The sequence below is a fragment of the Comamonas testosteroni ATCC 11996 genome (assembly GCF_000241525.1).
GTDB classification, from domain to species: Bacteria; Pseudomonadota; Gammaproteobacteria; order Burkholderiales; family Burkholderiaceae_C; genus Comamonas; species Comamonas testosteroni.
In genome coordinates, this window is record NZ_AHIL01000032.1 from 56913 (window position 1) to 77972 (window position 21060).

The window sequence follows — 21060 nt, forward strand, 5'->3', positions numbered from 1 at the left end:
GCATCAATTAATGAGCGAAAATAGACAGCGATTGAGACCTGCAGGTCACACTGTCCAGACCTCTGAACGCCATGTTTACACAAGTTGTGCCCATGCAGCAGAGGTTGGCGTAGATACTGCCTCCATCTAGGAGGGGCAACGTGTTTGCAGCGCCTTAATCAGTACGATAACTGGCCTCATGTAGTTGAGTTATCCGCATCTGTCACACCAGGCACCATTGATGCCTAGATCAACAGTTGTTGTTGCTCATGTCCTGTGTCTTGAATGGCACCACCTTTGAGTCTGGCTGCTTTCCAGTAGTTGCGACACAGTCCGGTGGTGGTGCCGTGTTTGCCGGTGTTGCTGGGGAATGCCCTGCATCATCTATGACACCTGCCGATGCTGTCCGCCGTCGATCTCCGCCCAGCAGTTGGGCGTTTCGTACAGCGTCACTTTGGCCAGCGAAAGATGGCGGCCGAAGCGGTCTTGGAACACGTCCTTGAGGATGTCAAATGCAGCCTGTGCTAGGTTCTCCACCGTTGGCACGCGGTCGATGACGACGGTCTTGTGGTCCGGCATGCTGTCCAGAAAGGCGCGCACGGCCGTGTCTTTTTCATAGACGATGAAGGCATGGTCCCACAGGTCCACTAGGTGCGCTTTGGCCAGCGTCTTGATATCGCCGAAGTCCATGATCATGCCGTTGTCGGATTCGCCGTCCTTCTTTACCAAGTCGCCCGTGAGGGTGATGAGCAGTGTGTAGCGGTGGCCGTGCAGGTTGCGGCACTGGCTGCTGTGGTCGGGAATTCGATGCCCGGCATCGAATTCCATTTTTCGGGTGATGGTCAACATGGTTGATACCTGTATTTATTAGGGAATTTGCAGCAGTTTGTGGGTCTGTAGTGACAGATTCCAGCGGGGATGGGCCTTGCAGTATTCGATGGCCAACTTCAGGTTGGTAGCCTGCAATGGCCCGTCCATGGCCTGCAAGAAATGGTGCTCGAAGTCCAGCGCGGCGTATGCGTTCAGGCACTGCCCAGGCTGAGGAATGACGACTTTTATCTCATTGCCTTGACGCACCATTAACTCTGAACCCATCTTCGGGCTGACGCAGACCCAGTCCACGCCAGCGGGAACCGGCAGCGTGCCATTGGTTTCGATCGCCACTGTGAAACCGGCGGCATGCAGGGCATCGATCAATGAGACATCAAGTTGCAGTAAAGGCTCGCCGCCGGTGCACACCACGTATTTCTGCTGTGGATAATCCGCTGGCCACAGCGCATTGATGCGCGCGGCCAAGGTTACGGCGTCGGCAAACTTGCCACCCCCATCGCCATCGGTGCCGACAAAATCGGTATCACAGAACTGACACACGGCGCTGGCACGGCCTGTTTCCGTCCCATTCCAGAGGTTGCAACCGGAGAATCTGCAAAACACCGCCGGACGACCGGCATGGTGGCCTTCGCCTTGCAGGGTGTAAAAAATTTCCTTGACGCTATAGGTCATCCTTGCTGGCCCCTGCGGTAGGTCTCATAACCAGTCTGGCGCAATTCGCATGCTGGGCATTTGCCGCAACCGTAGCCCCAAGCGTGACGCTGACTGCGATCACCCAGGTAGCAGGTATGCGACTCCTCCAATATCAGCGAGACCAAATTGTTGCCCCCTAGTTGTTCGGCCAGACGCCAGGTGGCTGCCTTGTCGAGCCACATCAACGGCGTCTCGACCACCATGCGTTGATCCAGTCCAAGGCTGAGGGTGACCTGCAGGGATTTAAGCGTGTCATCACGGCAGTCAGGGTAACCTGAGTAGTCGGTCTCGCACATCCCTCCCACCAGCACCGTTAAGCCACGCCGGTAGGCGAGGGTGGATGCAAAGGTTAAAAATAGTAGGTTGCGGCCTGCTACGAACGTATTGGGTAACCCGCTTTTTTCAAACTCGATGGACTTTGCTTGAGTGAGGGAGGTGTCGCTGATTTGGCCCAGGAGGCTCATATCAAGCATGTGATCCTCACCCAGTTTTTTATCCCAACTGGGGTAGCTTTTGCGTAGTGCTCGAAGAAATGTGCTACGGCATTCTAGTTCGACAGCATGGCGCTGGCCATAGTTGAAGCCAATCGTTTCTACACGTTGATATCGATCGAGAGACCAAGCCAGGCAAGTTGCCGAATCTTGGCCACCAGAAAATAGAACAAGGGCAGAGGTATGCATAGGCTCAGCGGTTAGTGAATCGCATGACTTTTTGATTTCCTTATGGTGAGAGAAAGCACTAGTCGTCGAATTCGGCTGCGGATTTTCTTGGGTTGCGCTGCAGCGGTAATTAGGCGACTCGACGAACATGTCGTAGTTCGCGCTTCAATCGCCGAACGAGGTGATTGGCCAAAATATCGATATCTGTTGGGGTGTTCTGAATTCCATTCCATGGGCGTATATCGTCATCACTCAGATACCACTGCCCGCTGGTCCACGCTGTGTGGCCATTATCTCGAAGTAGTTTTAGACCTGGTATAAAGTCTTCACTGGATGTTGCATTAGCGTGGGTATATAAATGTTCCATCACAAATCCTAAGGCGACCAATCCTGCACCGTGACGGATACGTGAAGTTCTTGGGCTCATTCCAACCCATTCTGAGCTAAAAACCGTTTTTACTGCTTCAAAAAATTCATTAATTAGTTTTACGGAGCGCTCTTCATAGTCTTCATAGCGAATGAAATCACGAATGGCTCCTTGTGCTGTGGAGTTCATGACGAGTCTTTGCATTGCGGCATCACTCAGTACACCTCCTGGATTGGTGTGCTGCCGAATGTCGTGAAAGAGTGCGCCTCCGCGTAGGTGGTTCAATCGCTCGACAACTCGGGCCGAGAATTTTCGGTTCGTAAATCGTTCAGGTAAACCTTCGACCTGTGGAAGCAATTCATAAATAAGAGTTTTTGGTAATGGTCGCGTATTGTTGATCAAAACAAATTGCTGGCGTAATTCGTTGTAGTCTTTGCAAACGAGCGCAGAGACAAAAACCTGAAATTCAGGTTTATCCAGGCCAGTCAGAGCGGATAGTCGCTGCTGTCCGTCAACAACAAAACCGGGTTTATCAGCATCAACTTTTATTGATACCTCAATTAAGCCATCACCCAATTCTCGAATTTTTACCCCTCCGATGAAGGCTATGATGACTGCGTTCGGTAGCAAAGCATCTTCGCGACCAAGGTAGTCGCGAATCTCTTTAATGTGAGATGCCACCTGATGCCGTTGGAAACCTTTTAAGGTCCCACTTTCATCACGGCCTACGCGCTCGATCTCGGAGAATTTCAGAACATCGTGGGGATGTGCCGCAAAGCAAAAAATATCGTGATCAGGAGCTTGCTGAGCTCGTAGTGCTTTGTATTTAAACGTAGTCATTTCGCGTTCGACAAAGTTCGTTGAAGGTGCTGGTGGTAGACACCAAGATTGTGGAATCCGCGGCGCTTATTGCGATTGCTTGCTCTAAAGATGATCACTTCAACGCCTACATTGCTACAGACATCACAACTGCATCGCTTCCAGGGCTGTGCATGAAGTGTTCTAGCAATCTGCTCCCGACTTTTAGCTAACTCTCTATCTCTTTTCTCGGCGTCCAGTTTGTCGTCACCAAGAGTAAGAAAGCGTTGATAGTCCATGACCACGTCCAGAGCATCCTCCGCACTTGCTTGATTCTTGTCATAGGCACGCAGAGTGTTCAGTGCCAGTCGCTCTCGCCTTTGGAGATCTTCTGCACTAAAGATGCCTCGCTTAATGCCTTGCAAAAGCCTTGAGTTTTCAATCGCCTGAGGAATTCGAATAGCAGCGTAGTAATCGAGGCCTCCGTTGGGGGATTCGATGTAGTAGTTGCGCTTGGAATCCTTGAACGCTCTAATTAGCGGAGATGTAGAGTCGAAACTCGTGATGTTATGTCGAACGAACTCATGAATGTGATCGGCTTTTGCGAAACCCAGCAAGTGTATGTTGGTGCTGGGATTAATGGTTTTTCTTAATGTCTGAAGTACTTGATGGATAACGTCTACTTTTAGAGGGACGAGTCCTCCAATCGCTAGGTAGCGATAGCCCATTTTTTCCAGAGTTTTTGCGGATTGAGCCATGCTGTCGGGAGACCAGCCTTGCACAGCTCCCATCGGTTCGAACTCGTTCCCTTCTAGCTGGACAAGTTTGAGAAACTCCTCGGCATTTTTCAGCGTGATGTTGTATCGTTGAATGGTCTTCTCATCCACCGATGTTGAAGGTGGATTGCTGGTATCGCAATCGAAGATGATATGGTCGGGGGAAACGCCATGAGTAAACCCGGCATCCAGGTAAAACTCGACTACTTCCGAGGGCGAGTAAGCAGGCTGCTCATGCTCAACATAGGCAAAGGCACCGCAATCACCCATGAGCATAGATTCCATGTACTCTGGGCGGTCGTAGCGGAGAAATTTGCGCGCTCCGACACGTAACAGTCGTTGCTCTTCAGATGTTGAGTACCGAACCTTTGAAGAGGCTACACCGTTTGCTTGGCGAATAGCGCTCATCGATAGAAGCAAGCCATCATAGGGAGCCGGAGTCATGATTTCATGGGCATACCGATCATCCCAGTAGCGCTCGCGACTCGGTGCACTGCGATCATTTAAAAAATCATATTCAGGATCGACGTAGTCCTGTGTGTCGGAGTAAAGGAATTTCATGTTTTAGTGTGGCCTGCATATGCGCGAACCAGCACGTCCTGTAACTTTTTAATATCTTTCGGGGTACTCTGAATTTCGTTCCATGCGGAGCCTAGAGATTCCCAGTGCCCTTTTGTCCAGCGGCAAATTGGTGCAACTTTTCTGAGTTCGGCTTGAACAACCTTGACATCTTCAGTTGGGCCTGACATGCGTGCATAAATGCGGTCCATCAATACGCCCATTGCTTCAATACCTGCCGAATGCATTAGTCGACTGTTTCGGGGATCTTTACCCCAGGCATCCGGGAAAACGCAGCGTACCGCTGTCCAGTAGGTCTGGAGAATCCGGTACATGCTCTGCGTGTCAGCGGGTTCTTGAGGGCTTCCTTTGTATGGAGCCAACGCTCCCAAAGGGTTGTTGATGCTGTTTTTAATCATGGTGATAACAGCAGAATCTGTTACCACAGCACCACTAGTCGAACTCTTTTCGGAGACTCGTTTTATCAGTCGATAGAAGGGTGATTCTTTGTCGCGATTGAGAAGATTACAAATCTCTGCAGGGAGTTTTCGCAGGCTAAGGTCTCTAGGTAGCAAGACACTGCGAGTTTCTGGCAATAACTCGTTGATCAATCTTGAGGATAGTGGCTTGGCTTTATTTACAAGAATGAACTGCTCGCGCTGGATCTCGAGGCTGTCAGAAACGAATCCAATCACTGGTACTGGAATCGTCTTATTACCAATCTGACTAAGAGCCAATGACCGTTGCTGGCCATCGACGATCCACGCGACGCGTTCCCCTTCCTTGAATAGCGGAATGGTTAGGGTGCCGGATTGTGCTAGGCCAAGATCCCCTGTCGGTTTGGTTCCCCTAGATGCGGAGAACTTCACCACTGGCGAAAGTGCAAGGATGATTGCATTAGGGAACAGTACATCACCTTGCAATAAGTAATCAGCAATTCCCTTGACATGACTGCGAATTTCAGGGCGTTGAAATCCCTTGAGATTGTCAGTCTGGTCGCGCTCCACTCGAGAAATGTCCGCGACACGCATGATGTCTGGTCCACTGATGAAGAACGCATAGACATCCAATTTGTCGCCCTGCTGGGTGTGCAGAGCACGAACAACGATTTCTGAGGTATTGTCTGTCATAGCCTGTTGGACTTCATTTCATCACGCATGCTTCGCCACAAGCCTTTGAAGCGCGATTGTTCGCATTTGACTAAGAGGTCGTCTCGTAGCACGCGCAGGAGGCGACTGCTGCTGCCTTCATTCGCTAGCCAATGTAGACGCAGGAGTGCTTGTATCTCATCGTCAGAGCGCTTTTGCCGTTCTGGCAGCGTTCTCACGACTTGTTTGGACATGGCTGCATTAACGACTACACGTGCCTCATCGAGCCCTAGCGTGTGAGCTTGAAGGGTCTCCACGAAATGCCGCAGAGCCCGCTGTGGAAAGTCATTCCTCGTCCCGGCAAAAGACGTCGACTCTAAACGCTCGTCATAGGGAAGTACAAGGCGTGTGAAGTCGGCGGGCGCTTGGCGGAGCCAAGCCGGGGAAGAAAAAATGCGTAATCGTGTCCGGTCTCGTGGTGCAAGTGTCAATAACTCATCGTCGATCATTGCTAGGTAGGTAGAGGGCATTGCCAAATAGACGATTGCCTGTGGATGACTATCTAGTAGGGATGCAATTGGCAAGGGCTTACCAAGGCTACGGTTGAGTGCACTCCACCAATGCTTGGGGCTCAGCCCTAAACGTTTGAGAGCCGGTAGGACTGTGGCTCCGGATGCGCCTACAGTCAGGTCATATGCTGGAACAGTGTCGTCAGCGGAAACCAAGCCTAGACCGGCGGATAGCACATAGAGTTGGCCATCTAATCCTGCAGCTGCAACTTCGGCTTCACGAAATGCTCGGCCGGCATACAACTGTCGTGCAATGTGGTGAGATGGCGCTGCACTAAGTGCGGTTCTCCATACCTGAGCGATCTCATCAACTGTTCTGTAATGGGATGAGTATTTCGTCAGGGTGACGTCTGCGCTATACAGTTTTCTACCTGTACAATTGGTAATGATGATTGCTTGCTTTGCAGTTTTCATTTCATTGCCTTCATCTTTGTAAAAAACTGCAATCAAATTCGGTCGGGAATTCTACCATTACTGCAAAGATAGGCGGTTTTTTTTGTGTGTAGTTTTGGGGCGAGTCTAGGCCAAAGGCGTAAAGGCTGTGCTCCATTTAGTGAGTCGCCCCGGTTTGTGAGGATGCTCAACTCTCTGATAGGAACAAGTCGAACAAGTTCTCTCCCAAGGTGCGTAAGCGCGCGGTGAAGATGGTGCAGGAGTTCCGTGGAGAGTACCCGTCGCTGTGGACGGTCCTCGATTCCATCGCACCGAAGATTGGATGTGTGCCGCAGACCTGGAACGAGAACGGGCCAACCTTACCGAGGTTGACGCTGGCGTGCAGGAAGGCCTCACTATCAGTGAGGCCCGGCGGATGAAGGCGTTGGCGCGAGAAGTCAAAGAACTACGCCGGGCCAATGAAATATTGAAACTGGTCAGCGCGTTTTCCGCCCAGGCGGAACTCGACCGTCGGTTCAAGTCCTGGAGGACTCGACAAGTACCGCGATGCCTTCGGGATCGAGTCACTCTGCAAGGTCTTGCAGGTCGTCTCGTCGGTATATCGAAGGCATGCGGCACTGCTGCGCAAACTCCACAAGCGCTGAGATGCTGATGCCACAGATTGAACGTGTCTGGCAGGTCAACATGCAGATCTACGGCGCCGACAAGGTGTGGCGGCAACTGGCATGTGAAGGCGTTGTCGTGGCCGGGCACGGTTGAGTGACTGATGCGCAGGCTGAGCCCTAGCCGAGAACAGCCATCATAGGCTGCAGCAATTACTAAACGAATAGCCCGGATGTAAGACAGCAAACCCCTCCAGACCATCATGATGCAGAAACTTGCTCTCCCTGGGCGGTCCATATAGGCGATTCAAATGTGTATAAACTGACCAAATCAGGGAAGTAAACGGGCAACCGCATCGAAGAGTTGGAGATGGGCAGAGAATGCATCGATGATGGGTATAGTTCATCCATCATTCGGTGATGCATGAACTGGGATGGACAGCGGACAAACTAGGCGAATGCGTCTGGAGCGGGTACAAGAATTCAAGTGAGCCTGGAATCGAACCATTCGTTCCAAAGCAGTCCAGCCTTAGTTGAACTTAATCGGGGGAACAACATGGGGAACAATCGCATGGAAATTTTTCATGAAATTGTTATTTCATGAGGTTTATTGAAGATGATTCAATTGACGCCAGCCCATTCAAGACACCGCCACACACTGGAAAGCCTAGTGTGTGGCGGTTTTTCTTTGCACTTTGGTGTGCTGTGGTGTCCATCAAATCGCACCGATTTCGCACCGATCATTTTTTTCTTTCACGATGCGAAAATCAGGCTTGGGCTTCTAGTAGTCGTCCCTGATGAATTTGCCGTAGGTGCGGAAGACCATCTCCACATCCTCATGCCCCAACTGGCTGGCCACGTACGATGGATTGGCGCCGGCCGTCAGCAAGGCCTAGGCATAGGTGTGACGGACTTGGTATAGGTTGCGATACTCCACCTCGGCACGTTTGCAGACTGGTTGCAGAGTGTCTTGCGGATCTGGGCGTCGGTGCTCCATGGCTCGCTTGTCCGAGGGTTGAGCCAGATGCGCTCTCCCTTGAGCTCGGAAATAGGACGCTGGGCGCGCAGCGCAGGGAGTGCCTCGGCGGACAGCTCCACATCACGGATACCGGCGGCCGTCTTGGGCCCCTTGATCACGCCAGCGACCTGATTGAGCTCTATTCGGACAATGGCTCGCTTCCAATCTATGTGGCTCCATTGCAACGCCTGCAGCTCGCCTGGGCGCAGGCCCGTCTCAAACCAGAACTGGAGCATGGGCTGTTCATCGGGGCGGCAGGCTTTGAGGATGGCCTCGCGCTCAGCCGCGCTGAACGGCGTCACCACATAGTCGCTGGCCTTTGCCGTTTGCCGAATGAGCTTGGATAGGGCGATGCGCTAGAAAGGATTGAAGTCGATCAATTCGTCATTCACGGCGTCCTCAAACAAGCTGCGCAGCGGGGTGAGCATGTTCCGGATGGCCTTGCTGGTGCAGTCCATTTCCGAAACCCAGTCACGCAGCAGGCTGGGCAGTACCTTACCAATCTGCAGCCGGTGCCAACGGCGCATGCGCTCGCCTGTAATGGCCTTAGCGTAGCCGTTGTAGGTGGACGGGGACATTTGCCCGTTCTTGACCTGGCGGTCAAAGGTGTCCAGCTGCTTTTGCAGCAGCGTTTCCATGAGCGGGTTCCTTTGTGACGGCGATGCGGCTCTTGGGCTGTTCGGGAAGTAGTCGGCATAGGAGAAGCCGCCTTCGCTTGCGGCGGATTTCGTCACGCAAAGAGGCAGCGCGCTGAATGCTGCTCTTGTTGATGGCACAGGCAGGGAGCAACTCGCGGCACTTCTGACCCTCCCAGGTGAAGGCAATTTGCAGCCTGTCGCCTGAGACGAGATGGCGAATCTTTACGCCGGGCAGTGTTGCTTGGGCAAGGCCGTGTGCAAGGTACTGTTGCAGCACGGCTGCCTCAAGCCCGCCAAGGGCCGTGAATACGACGCCAAGCACCGGCTGCCCGGCATGGGTCATGCCTGGTGCTACCAGTTCACGCCCGCCATCGTGGAGCTGGAGATCTAGGCTTGTGCGGTGGCCGGTGTTTTCGGCGGTCTCTCTTTTTTTGCCAACACTGTGCGGTGAGATGGCCGGAGTGCTTCATCTGGCCATGGGCAGCAAAACGGGGAGTAAAACTGCTGTCAGTTGACCCTTTGCAGCGCTGCCTCCAGAGCAGCGTTGTCAATTTTCACCTCGGAAGAAGGTGCGAGCTTGCTCAGATATTCATTTACAAGCTCCTGCTGACGTTGCTCGCGCAAGGCTGCCTGCAAGGTGGGCTTGACTTCCTCCAAGGTCGCCGGACGTGCAGGTTGGCTGGCGAGGAGCTTGAGCACATGGAAACCGGAAGCAGAGCGCACGGGCTCGCTGATCTGGTTGGGCTGCATGCTGGAAACGATCTCACGAGTCTCCGGCAGAAGCTGGGCCAAGGGCAAATTGCCAACCTCTCCGCCTTTGCTGGCACTTCGAGCATCCTGGGAGTGCTCCTTGGCAAGTGCTGCAAAGTCACCTGCGCGTGATTGCTTTGTCAACTCTGCTGCTTTGCTGCGCACCGTTGCGATCGTCGCTCCATCCGCATCGAGCGCAACGGGCAAGAAAATCTGTGCGACCCGATAGGTTGGAGCAACATTGAGTTGTGATCGGTTGCGTTCATAGGCGGCACGCAGTTCCGCATCGCTGGGAAAGCCTGCAGGCAGCTTGACCAATGACTCCAGGTAGCTGCCGGTGACGATGCGAGCCGTGGTCTCTTTGACGGCTGCATCAATGCGTGACTTGACCTCTGGGCGCTCGGCCCACTTCTTTCGCTGTGCATCGCGCAGCAGTGCTTCGCCGGCAAGGCGTTGGCGTAACCAGTTTTCCAAGCCTTCACGGTTGCTCTTGACTTTGGCACGCTCGCCCTCGGGCATGGCCCGTAATAGTTGCTGTACCTCGGCAGCGGAGATATTGATAGAACCCAGGTTCGCAACGGGTGACTCCGAGTCCTTGGCAGGCGATGGCGCGGCCTGGGCTAGCGTGCTGCAACTCATGAACACTGTCAAAGCCAAGCTTATTGCGCTATGCATACGGTGGCGCGTTGTAGATGTCACAAACTACCTCTTTCTAGGTATACGTTGAATAGGTCATGTATGACACATCGGCACATACATGAAAAAATATGAGCGTTTATGTCAAGGCAGCAAAGCCTTTGGCTTTAAAAAGAAAGTATCGGCGACGCTGTATCCGAAAAAATTACAGCAACCCACACAAGTGCAATGAATTGGATTTGTGTGGATTCAATAATACACAGATCTTCTCACTTTGATTCCTAGCGCGATTCGCTTAAGTCAACGAAAAAAAGCGGCTTCATTTGGCATCGGCGCAGTCTTTGGTAGGAGAGATCAGAGCAGTCCAGCATGACCCCCCCCTGCCTTGTTGCTAGCGAAAAAATGAAAGCAATTTCGCGTTGCCAGAAGGTTTTAAGGTTCACCAATTAACACATCCATTCTGCAGTAATTGATGCCAATCAACTGAGGGTCTTAGCTAAAGAGCGCCTCTTTTAAGTTCTGTTTTTCGTCAATATATTATTGCTATGCATAAATCGGCATCTAGTGAATATTCCAATAATCGATTTCAGTGATTGTTTGTTTTTGTTACATCAATTAAATTGTTTGTCGGACAGCGGTAAGGACGGGGCACCTTAGGACAGCAGCATTGCCCTGAATCACATTAAAGGGTGAACATGAATAAATGCTACCGATCCATCTGGAATCAGTCTTTGGGTGCTTGGGTCGCAGCGCCTGAAATAGCTCACTCGGGCACGGCCTCGGTCAATAGTTCGAGGGCGGTCTCTTTGGTAACAGGTTCATCATGCTTCGGTGGGCGTGCGAGCCCGATTCGGAGAGTGGCGCTTGCTGCTGCTATGTTGTGCGGGGCGGCTCTTAGCCCCGCTGCGTGGGCAACTTGCTCTGTTGCGGGAAGCACGGTCACCTGCACTGGTGTGCCGAGCCTGCCGCTGTTTCTCAACAACTACGCCAGCGCCGCCAACGGCCTGACGGTCAACGTCAACGCCGGCGCGCAGATGAACGCCACCCTGGGCGGTCGGGTGCTGGACCTAACCGGGGTCAACATCACCCTGAACAACTCCGGCACCCTGGACCCTGCGCTGCTGGGGCTGGTGTCGGTGCTCAGCGGCGGCGCGTTCATCGGCACCGGCGCGGCGAGCACGGTCAACGTCCTAAACAACGCCAGCGGCATCATCCGCGGCACCGGCATGGTGCTCGGGCTCAACCTGACCAGCATCGACGGCCTGGGCATCGGCGTGAACAACGCCGCGGCCGGCACCACCAGCATCACCAACAACGGCACCATCACCTCCACAGGCCTGTCGGTGGGCGGCATCAGCCTGGCCGACACCCCGGTGGTTGGCGTGTACGGTGGCTCGACGGTGAACATGACCAACAACGGCAGCGTGCAGGGCCGGGTGGCGTTCGAGACGTCCGCCGCCGGCAACACGTTCACCAACACCGGCAGCATCACCGGCAGCGTGTCGATGGGGGTGAACAGCACCAACACCTTCACCGCCGTGACCGGCTCCAGCGTCAACGTCGGCGATGGCGTGCAGGTCACCGTCGGCCTTGGCGGGCTGATCGGGGTCAACCTGACGTTCGCCCCGACCGGGCAGATCGACGGCGGCGCCGGCGGCACCAACGCCCTGGTGCTGCAGAACACCCTCGGCGCGGGCGGCGGCGCCAGCGGCAGCGGCACGGTGTCCAGTGCCACGTACGTCAACTTCAACAACCTCACCGTCAACAGCGGCACCTGGACCTTGCAGGGGCCGGTGGTCAGCGGCAGCTCGACCCTCAACGGCGGGGTGGTGCAGTTCAACAACAACGCGGCGTTCGGCAGCGGCGTGCTGACCTCAAACGGCGGGATCCTCCAGGCCAGCAGCGCCGGCCTGAGCCTGGGCAACCTGATCACCCTGGGCGCCGGCGGCCTGACGGTGCAGGGCGCCAACGACCTGAGCCTGACCGGCGTGCTGTCCGGCGCCGGCGGCCTGACCAAGGCCGGCGCCGGCCAACTGAGTCTGGGGGCGGCGAACACCTTCACCGGCAACACCACGATCAACGCCGGCAGCGTGCAGGTGGGCAACGATCAGGCGTTCAGCAGCGGCACCGTCACCATTGGCGGCGCGGCGACCCTGACCGCGCCCGGCACCGTCAACCTGGCCAACGCCATCACCCTCAACGGCGCCCTGACCGCCAGCGGCGCCGGGGCGCTGACCCTGAGCGGCGCGCTCACCGGCGCCAGCGGCCTGACCAAGACTGGCAGCGGCAGCCTTACCCTCAGCGGCGTCAACACCGGCTACAGCGGCACCACCACCCTGAGCGCCGGCACGTTGCGGGTCGGCAACAACAACGCCTTGGGCAGCGGCGCCCTGAACGCGGCCGCCGGCACCAGCCTGGACAGCACCGCCAACGTCACCCTGAACAACAACGTCGGCCTGACCGGCAGCCTCACCGTGCTGGGCAGCAACAACCTGACCCTGGGCGGCGTGCTCTCCGGCACGGGCGGCCTCACCAAGAGCGGCGCGGCCAGCCTGACCCTGACCGGCAACAACACCCAGAGCGGCGCGACCGCCCTCAACGCCGGCACATTGTTCGTGGGCAGCAACACCGCCCTGGGCACCGGCGCACTGAACACGGCGGCCGGCACCACGCTGGACGCAACCACCGCAGTGAGCCTGGCCAACGCCGTCAACCTGGCGGCGAACCTGGTCATCGGCGGCACCCAGGGCCTGGCCCTCAACGGCGTGGTCAACGGTGCCGGCGGGCTGGTCAAGAACGGCACCGCCGCCCTGACCCTGGGCGGCAGCAACGGGTTTGCCGGCGGTACCTTGCTCAACGCCGGCACGCTGATCGTCGGCGCCAACACGGCGCTGGGCAGCGGCGGCCTGAGCACGGCGGCGGGCACCACGCTCGACGCCAACACGACGGTGTCGTTGGGCAACGCGGTCACCCTGGGCGGCAACCTGAACATCGGCGGCAGCGCCAACCTGACCCTCGGCGGGGTGGTCGGCGGCAGCGGCGGGCTGACCAAGAACGGCGCCGCCAACCTGATTCTCAACGGCGCCAACACCTTCCTGGCCGGCACCACCCTGAGCGCCGGCACCCTGACCGTCGGCAACGCCGGGGCGCTGGGCAGCGGCGATCTGACGGTCACCGGCGCCGCGACCCTGGACAGCAGCGCCAGCGTGGCCCTGGCCAACAACGTGGTGCTCAACGCCGACCTGAGCATCGGCGGCAGCAACGGGCTGACTCTGGGCGGCGTGGTCAGCGGCGCCAGCCGGCTGATCAAGAACGGCACGGCCAACCTGACCCTCAACGGCAGCAACACCTACAGCGGCGGCACCACCCTCAACGCCGGCAGCCTGACTGTCGGCAACGGGGCGGCATTGGGCAGCGGCGCCCTGACCGTGGGCGGGGCGAGCACCCTCAACAGCAACGGCGCGGTCACCTTGGGCAACGCCATCACCCTCAACGCCAACCTCTCGGCCGGCGGCAGCAACGCGCTCACCCTGGGCGGCGTCATCGACGGTGCCGGCGGGCTGATCAAGACCGGCACCTCCAGCCTGACCCTGACCGGCAACAACACCTACACCGGCTCCACCTCGCTCAACGCCGGCACGCTGATCGTCGGCTCCGCCACCGCGCTGGGCGCCGGCAACCTGAACGCGGCGGCCGGCACCACGCTGGACGCCAGCACGGCCACCAGCCTCACCAACAACGTCAACCTGGGCGGCAACCTGACCGTCGCCGGCAGCAATGCGCTGACCCTCACCGGTACGGTGTCCGGCGTCGGCGGACTGATCAAGAACGGCGCCGCCGACCTGACCCTCAACGGCGCCAACACCTACTTCGGCAACACCGCGCTCAACGCCGGCAAACTGATCGTCGGCAATGCCACGGCCTTGGGCAGCGGCACGCTGAATGCGGCGGCCAACACCACGTTGGACGCCAACACTGCCGTCAGCCTGGGCAACGCCGTGAACCTGGCCGGCGCCCTGAACATCGGCGGCACCGCGGATCTGACCCTGGGCGGCACTGTGAACGGCGCCGGCAGCCTGGTGAAGAACGGCACGGCCAACCTGAACCTCAATGGTGCCAACAGCTACCTAGGCGGGACTACCCTCAATGCCGGCCAGCTCGTGGTCGGCAACGACAACGCGTTGGGGCAGGGCGCCCTGGCAGTGGCAGGTGCCTCGGCCCTCAGCAGCTCCGGCAATGTCACCCTGGCCAATAACGTTACCCTCAACGCCGGCCTCACTGTCGATGGCGCCAACGACCTGACCCTCAACGGTGTGATCAACGGTACTGCTGGTTTGACCAAGAGCGGCAGTGGCAACCTGACCATCAATGGCAACAACGGCTACCAGGGCGGCACCCAGCTCAACGCCGGCCGACTGACCTTGGGTAGTAGTGGCGCCTTGGGCACAGGAACGCTTGCGGTTACGGCCGACGCCACTCTCGCCAACAGCTCGCCGATGGCCCTGGGCAATACCATCGCTCTGAGCAATAGCGCCAATCTGACCGTCGAAACAGCCAACGCACTGATCCTCAGCGGCGATCTTGGTGGCAACGGCAACCTGATCAAGACCGGCGTGGACGATCTCACCCTGGTCGGGGTCAAGACATTTACCGGCAATGTCGATATTCAGGCTGGTTCGCTCACCACACTTGGCAGCGGTGTGTTGGCAAACGTCGGAACCCTCAATGTTGGCTCCAGCGGCCAGTTAAATCTCAATGGCAACGCCAGCCTGGGCAGCCTGACCGGCAGCGGCCAAGTTGATGTTGGTATTGGCAGCGTCCTGAGCCTTGGCAGCAACAACTTCAACAGCACCTTCGTCGGTAGCCTCAATGGTCAGGGTGGGCTGACCAAGGTCGGCAGCGGCACCCTGCATCTCACCGGCAGCAGCGGCCTTACCGGTAGCACCAATGTCAACGCCGGTACGCTGAATCTCACCGGCTCGCTGGCCAGCACCCAGCTCAATGTCAACAGTGGCGCTACCCTCACGGGCACCGGGTCGGCGCTTGGCGTCATCACCATCAACAACGGTGGTCACCTGGCCTTGTCTTCGGGCAATACCTTGTCGGCCGCGTCGCTGACCCTCACCGCCAACAGCAATGTTGACGTGAGCCTCGCCGTGCCATCAACCACGTCGCTGATGAACATCGGCGGCAACCTGACTCTCGGCGGCAAGCTTTATGTCACCGATGCTGGCGGGTTCGGTGTTGGTGTCTACCGCTTGTTCAATTACATCGGAGCGCTGACCGACACCAACATGACCGTGGCCGGCGTCCCTGTGGGCTACGCTCTCGGCGATTTGATGGTGCAGACCCTGGGTAATCAGGTCAACGTGGTGGTGTCGGCACCGAGCTCCAACCTGCGTTTCTGGGACGGTAGCCAGATTATTCCCAATGGCACCGTGGATGGCGGCACTGGCACGTGGAATGCCGGCGGCACCAACTGGACCAATTCCAACGGCACGTTGAACCAGACCTGGGCCGGCGACTTCGCGGTGTTCCAGGGTACTGCCGGTACCGTGTCGGTCAATGGCACGCAACTGTTCACCGGGATGCAGTTCCTCACCGACGGCTACAACGTGGTCAACGGCACGTCTGGGCTACTCACGGCCGTCAACGGCACTGGCGGTACAACGGCGATGCGGGTTGATCCGGGCGTGACCGCCACGGTCGGTGTGAACATCGACGGCAGCGGCATTCTCAACAAACTCGACGCCGGCACCCTGGTGCTCAACGGCGCCAACAGCTACACCGGCGGCACCCAACTGGACGGCGGCACGCTGGTGGTCGGCAGCAACACCGCACTGGGCACTGGCGCGTTGATCGCCAACGCTGGCACGCAACTGGACAGCAACACCGCCGTGACCCTGGCCAACGCGACCACGTTGAACGGTAACCTTACCGTGGTCGGCAGCAACGCACTGACCCTGAACGGTGTGATCGGCGGCACAGGTGGCTTGATCAAGAACGGCGCGGCAAACCTGACGCTGGGCGGCAACAACGCCTTCCTCGGCCCGGTGGCGCTGAATGCCGGTGGGCTGATACTCGCCTCCAACACGGCGCTGGGTTCAGCGACGCTGAACGCCGCCAATGGCACCACCCTGGATGCCAGTACTGCCGTGACGGCCGGCAACGGCATCAACCTCGCCGGCAACCTCGCGATTGTCGGCAGCAATGCGCTGACCCTCGCCGGCAACATCAACGGCGCCGGCAGCCTGACCAAGAATGGCGCGAGCAACCTGACCCTCAACGGCGGCAACGGTTTCCTCGGTGGCGTCACCCTCAATGCCGGTACGCTGACGGTCGGCAGCAACACGGCCCTGGGTCTGGGTAACCTCACCGTCGCCGGAGCCTCGACGCTGGACAGCAACGGCGCACAGAGCCTGGGTAACAACGTGGTGCTCAACGCCAACCTGACCAACGCCGGCAGCAACAACCTGACCCTCGGCGGTGTCGTCAGCGGCACCGGGGCGCTGGTGAAAAACGGCGCGGCCAACCTGACCCTCAACGGCATCAACACCTATTCGGGCGGCACCACGCTGAACGCCGGCACCGTGACCCTCGGCACCTCGGCGGTCCTGGGCTCCGGCGCCGTGACCGTCGCGGGCGCATCGACCCTCGACAACAGTTCGCCGCTGGTGCTGGGCAACGACGTCAACGTCAACGCCAATCTGAGCCTGGCGGGCAGCAACGACCTGACGCTGGGCGGAGTGGTCGCCGGAGCGGGCACGCTGACCAAGAACGGCCTGGCGGATCTGACCCTCACCGGCAACAACACCTTCAGCGGCACCTTCGATGTGCAGGGCGGCAGCCTGACGACCTTGAGCAGCGGCGCACTGGGTAACAACGCCGGCGTCAATCTGGGCACCGGCACCACGCTCAACCTGGGGGCGTCGGCGGGTGTCGGCAGCCTCACCGGCAACGGCACGGCCATCGTCGGCAGCGGCAACACCCTGAGCATCGGCGGCAGCAACCTCAGCAGCACCTTCGCCGGTGTCCTCAGCGGCAACGGCGGGTTGACCAAGCTCGGCAGCGGCACCCTGACTCTGACCGGCCTCAACACCCTCATCGGCGACACCAACGTCAATGCTGGCACGCTGCGGGTCAACGGATCGCTCGACAGCGGCAACGTGCTGGTCAGCAACGGCGGTACGCTCGGCGGCAGCGGCAGCCTGAGCGGCGCGGTCAATGTCGGCAGTGGCGGTCACCTGGCGCTGGCCACCGGCAATGCGTTGTCGGTCGGTTCACTGGTGCTCGACGCTGGCTCCAATCTCGACGTCGGCCTCGGGGCACCGGTGTCCGGCGGCGGCAGTGCGCTGCTGAACGTCGGCGGCAACCTGACCCTCGACGGCACGCTCAATGTCGGTGACATCGGCGGCTTCGGCACGGGTGTGTACCGGATCATCGACTACACCGGCGGCCTCACCGACAACGGCCTGCTGATCGGCACCGTGCCTGGCGGGGTGTCGGCAGGTGACCTGCAACTGCAAACCAACATCGGCAACCAGATCAACCTGCTGGTCACCACACCGGGCGTCACTGTGCAGTTCTGGGACGGCAGCCAATTGGCGCCCAACGGCTTGATCGACGGCGGCAGCGGCACCTGGGGCGGCAGCAACACCAACTGGACCAACGTCGACGGCACGTTGAACCAGACCTGGGCCAACAGCTTCGCGGTGTTCCAGGGCACGGCGGGCACGGTGACCGTCAACGGCACGCAGAACATCACCGGTCTGCAATTCGTCACTGATGGCTACAGCCTGCAGAACGGCACGGCGGGGGCGCTGAATCTGGTCAATGGTTCGTTGGGCAATGCGACGGTGCGGGTCGATCCGGGCGCGACGGCGACGATTGGGGTGGCCCTCAACGGCAGCGGCACGCTGGGCAAGTATGACGCCGGTACGCTCGTGCTCAACGCCGCCAACGGTTACACCGGTGGCACCGCCCTCAATGGCGGCAAACTGGTGGTCGGCAATAACGCGGCCCTCGGCATCGGCGTCCTGACAGCCGCCAATGGAACGGCGCTGGACAGTAACACCTCGGTCAGCTTGGGCAACGATGTGGTGCTCAACGGTGGCTTGACTGTGATGGGCTCCAACGCCTTGACCCTTAATGGCACGGTCAGTGGCAGTGGAAGCTTGACCAAGGCTGGCTCTTCAAATCTGACTCTGAACGGTAATAACGCCTATACCGGGGGAACAATTCTTGCAGGCGGAAGCACCATTGTTGGCAACAACGCAGCTCTTGGCTCTGGTGCCTTGACGGTGAACGGCACTGCAACGTTGGATTCAAACCAAGCGGTCACATTGGCAAACCAGATGGTGCTGAATGCAGGCCTCACAGTTGCAGGCTCCAATGCTTTGACGCTTGACGGAAGTATCTCTGGCTCCGGGAGCTTGACCAAGGATGGCGTTAGCACGCTGACTCTGAATGGAGTAAATACTTATGCTGGCCAAACCACTGTCAATGGTGGGACGCTTGCCCTAGGCGCTGGAGCTAGCTTGGCGCTTAACGGCATTGTGAACTTGGCAAGTGGCACAACGTTCGATCTGTCGGCTGGTAACGGTTCCCAAACCTTCGGCACCTTGGTTGGTAACGGCACCGTCAAACTGGGCGTGAACACGCTGGCTGCAGGCGGGGCGACAGATGGAACCTTTGGTGGCTCCATGACCGGCACTGGTGGCTTTATCAAACAGGGCACTGGCACTGAAACGCTCACAGGCACCAACTCCTATACCGGCGGTACGCTGGTGGCAGCAGGTACCTTGCAGGCAGGCGCTGCCAGCACCTTCAGCAGCACCTCTGCCCACACTGTAGCCAGCGGCGCTGTGCTGGATCTGGCGGGCTACAACCAGACCCTGGCCAGCCTGAACAACAGCGGCACCGTCAAGCTCAGCAGCAACAGTGGTGCAACCCCTGGCACGGTGCTCAAGGTTACCGGCGCCTATGTGGGCAACAACGGCAATCTGGGCCTGTCCACCGTGCTGGGTGCGGACGGCAGCGCCACCGACAAGCTGCTGCTGTCCGGTGCCTCGGCCGTGGCCAGCGGTAGCACCACGGTGCACATCACCAATGCCGGCGGTCTGGGTGCCCAGACTACGGGCAACGGTATCGGGGTCATCGGTACGGAGAACGGAGCCAGCCTGCAGCCGGGCAGCTTCACCCTGGCTGGCGGTCATGTGGATGCCGGTGCCTATGAGTACCGCATGACACAAACCGCCCAGGGGGCAGCCCTGCATTCGACCGCGACCGCAACATCGACCACGGCCTACCGTGCTGAAGTGCCGCTGTTGTCGGCCCTGCCGGCACAGCTGCGCCAGGCCGACATGGCCATGTTGGGCGATCTGCGCAAGCGCATGGGTGATGAAGGCACGCAAGCCACGACCAGCTCCGACACAGGCGCCAGCCGCCGAGTCTGGGGCCGTATTCTGCGCACCGATCCCAAGATCAGCCAGCAAGGCACCGTCAGCCCCGAGAGCAGCGGTCACCTGACCGGCTTCCAGGCAGGTCTGGATCTGTATGCCGACCAGAGCATCAAGGCCGGCATCTATGTGGGCCAGCTTGAAGGCGACATGAGCGTCAAGGGCTTTGCCAGCGGCGTGGATCGCAAATACGTCGGCTTCAACAACCTGCGCACCCGCTACCTGGGTGTGTACGGCACCTGGCAAGATCAGTCTGGCCTGTATGCCGATGCCGTGCTGCAAGGCGCTGACTACCGTAGCGACCTGCGCACCGCCGGCGACACAGCCCAGGCTCGCACCAAGGGCAGCGGCTGGCTGGCTTCTCTGGAAATGGGCAAGGCCTTTGCTGTGACCTCCAACTGGCAGATTGAGCCTCAGGCGCAGATCATCTACCGCAAACTGAGCATCGACGACACAGCGCTGAGCCTGGCCACGGTCAAGAACAAGGCTGACGATGACTGGACCGTGCGTCTGGGCGCCCGCATCAAGGGCAACTTTGCGACCGGCGCCGGTGTGCTGCAGCCCTATGGCCGCATCAACGTCTACAAGGCGAGCAACACCACCGACATCGCCAGCTTTGCGGCGCCAGGCGGCACCACCGACATCAAGGCCAAGGGCGGCTACACCGCGACCGAGATGGCTGCCGGTGCGAGCCTGCAGATCAACCCGCGCACCAGCGTTTATGGTGAGTTGGGCAAGCTGTGGGCCAATGGCGGCGACAGCCGGGTCAAGAGCGGGGTGCAGGCCTCCATTGGCGTGAAGGTGCAGTGGTAGAACTGGCTACCAGCTTGGTGCCCTGACAAGGCAAGCAGGAGCGAAGAAAAGGCTCGCAGTCATCATGCTGCGGGCCTTTTGCTTGTATGACAGGTATAAAGAATAGAGCCCCTCAGGACCTCAGCTTGTTAAAAACGCTGCAAAACGGGCATAGGTCCCTGGACAACAATTGCTCAACATGAGTCTGTCGCGGCACGCAGAAGCGGTCGTTCGAGTCGGTAAACGGCGAGCCGCACAGTCGAGCGGCCGGATCCGAGGATGAAGCGGCTATTCAGGATCGACGGCATTCAACAATTGAAGTTGCCGTTCATACCCTATGAGGCATCGGTTGCTTTTCGCCGAATTGGTTACGCCGGGATGCCATGAACTGAGAGATGTTGACCCGGTGATCTGATACCTATGCGCCAAGTCTACTGTTTGTCCCCATCCTCGTA

13 protein-coding genes, 1 pseudogene and 1 other annotated feature are annotated in these 21060 nt (G+C 58.4%); of the genes and pseudogenes, 3 read left to right on the forward strand and 11 right to left on the reverse strand.

Translation table 11 applies throughout. The features are described 5' to 3' along the window. Window positions 1-363: 363 nt before the first annotated feature. The 7 genes from queD to CTATCC11996_RS25540 all read right to left on the reverse strand — a co-directional run bounded on the left by queD (window position 364) and on the right by CTATCC11996_RS25540 (window position 6732). Window positions 364-828 (reverse strand): 6-carboxytetrahydropterin synthase QueD, encoded by a 465-nt coding sequence (queD, locus tag CTATCC11996_RS13625; RefSeq protein WP_003077066.1) that lies wholly within the window; start codon window positions 826-828, stop codon window positions 364-366. An 18-nt stretch (window positions 829-846) separates the two neighbouring features. Next, window positions 847-1482, reverse strand: coding sequence for a 7-carboxy-7-deazaguanine synthase (gene queE / locus CTATCC11996_RS13630; RefSeq protein WP_003077068.1), 636 nt, complete (start codon window positions 1480-1482; stop codon window positions 847-849). Beyond that, on the reverse strand, window positions 1479-2183 hold the full coding sequence (queC, locus tag CTATCC11996_RS13635) for a 7-cyano-7-deazaguanine synthase QueC (protein ID WP_034349204.1): 705 nt from the start codon (window positions 2181-2183) through the stop codon (window positions 1479-1481). Before queC ends, queE begins: the two co-directional genes overlap by 4 nt. A 109-nt stretch (window positions 2184-2292) precedes the next feature. Beyond that, a complete protein-coding gene (gene dbpB / locus CTATCC11996_RS25055) occupies window positions 2293-3369 on the reverse strand; it encodes a DGQHR domain-containing protein DpdB (RefSeq protein WP_003077072.1) in 1077 nt (358 codons plus the stop codon). Further along, a complete protein-coding gene (gene dpdA / locus CTATCC11996_RS13640; RefSeq protein WP_003077074.1) occupies window positions 3366-4664 on the reverse strand; it encodes a tRNA-guanine transglycosylase DpdA in 1299 nt (432 codons plus the stop codon). The genes dbpB (CTATCC11996_RS25055) and dpdA overlap by 4 nt, the downstream gene beginning before the upstream one ends. Further along, entirely contained in the window at window positions 4661-5791 is a 1131-nt protein-coding gene (gene dbpB, locus CTATCC11996_RS13645) for a DGQHR domain-containing protein DpdB (RefSeq protein WP_003077076.1), read from the reverse strand. The genes dpdA and dbpB (CTATCC11996_RS13645) overlap by 4 nt, the downstream gene beginning before the upstream one ends. Continuing rightward, window positions 5788-6732, reverse strand: a complete 945-nt coding sequence (locus tag CTATCC11996_RS25540) for a hypothetical protein (RefSeq protein WP_138983858.1) — start codon at window positions 6730-6732, stop codon at window positions 5788-5790. Before CTATCC11996_RS25540 ends, dbpB (CTATCC11996_RS13645) begins: the two co-directional genes overlap by 4 nt. Before the next feature lie 230 nt (window positions 6733-6962). Between CTATCC11996_RS25540 and CTATCC11996_RS25060 the strand changes: the two are divergent. After that, window positions 6963-7458 (forward strand): annotated as a pseudogene (locus CTATCC11996_RS25060) (IS3 family transposase); the annotation flags it as partial. Further along, window positions 7192-7304: a sequence feature (AL1L pseudoknot), on the forward strand. Its footprint overlaps the pseudogene before it by 113 nt. A gap of 737 nt (window positions 7459-8195) precedes the next feature. On the opposite strand, the gene CTATCC11996_RS26280 reads toward CTATCC11996_RS25060, so the two are convergent. The 3 genes from CTATCC11996_RS26280 to CTATCC11996_RS26290 are packed head-to-tail and all read right to left on the reverse strand — an operon-like array spanning window position 8196 to window position 9246. Then, window positions 8196-8636, reverse strand: coding sequence for a tyrosine-type recombinase/integrase (locus tag CTATCC11996_RS26280; protein WP_236597867.1), 441 nt, complete (start codon window positions 8634-8636; stop codon window positions 8196-8198). A gap of 51 nt (window positions 8637-8687) precedes the next feature. Further along, window positions 8688-8969, reverse strand: a complete 282-nt coding sequence (locus CTATCC11996_RS26285) for a hypothetical protein (RefSeq protein ID WP_233506455.1) — start codon at window positions 8967-8969, stop codon at window positions 8688-8690. After that, window positions 8932-9246 carry an Arm DNA-binding domain-containing protein gene (locus CTATCC11996_RS26290; protein ID WP_233506456.1) on the reverse strand — a complete coding sequence of 105 codons (315 nt, stop codon included), beginning with the start codon at window positions 9244-9246 and terminating at the stop codon, window positions 8932-8934. The genes CTATCC11996_RS26285 and CTATCC11996_RS26290 overlap by 38 nt, the downstream gene beginning before the upstream one ends. On the opposite strand from CTATCC11996_RS26290, the gene CTATCC11996_RS25825 reads away from it, so the two are divergent. Further along, on the forward strand, window positions 9181-9360 hold the full coding sequence (locus CTATCC11996_RS25825; protein ID WP_162097106.1) for a hypothetical protein: 180 nt from the start codon (window positions 9181-9183) through the stop codon (window positions 9358-9360). The genes CTATCC11996_RS26290 and CTATCC11996_RS25825 overlap by 66 nt on opposite strands. 116 nt (window positions 9361-9476) lie before the next feature. Here CTATCC11996_RS25825 and CTATCC11996_RS13660 read toward each other — a convergent pair whose 3' ends face one another. After that, window positions 9477-10358: a peptidylprolyl isomerase gene (locus CTATCC11996_RS13660; RefSeq protein WP_080569871.1), complete on the reverse strand. Its 882-nt coding sequence runs from the start codon at window positions 10356-10358 to the stop codon at window positions 9477-9479. A 692-nt stretch (window positions 10359-11050) separates the two neighbouring features. Between CTATCC11996_RS13660 and CTATCC11996_RS13665 the strand changes: the two genes are divergently transcribed. After that, the gene (locus CTATCC11996_RS13665) at window positions 11051-20626 is read left to right on the forward strand and encodes an autotransporter-associated beta strand repeat-containing protein (RefSeq protein WP_080569877.1); all 9576 of its coding nucleotides are present in this window, start codon (window positions 11051-11053) and stop codon (window positions 20624-20626) included. Window positions 20627-21060 lie beyond the last annotated feature (434 nt).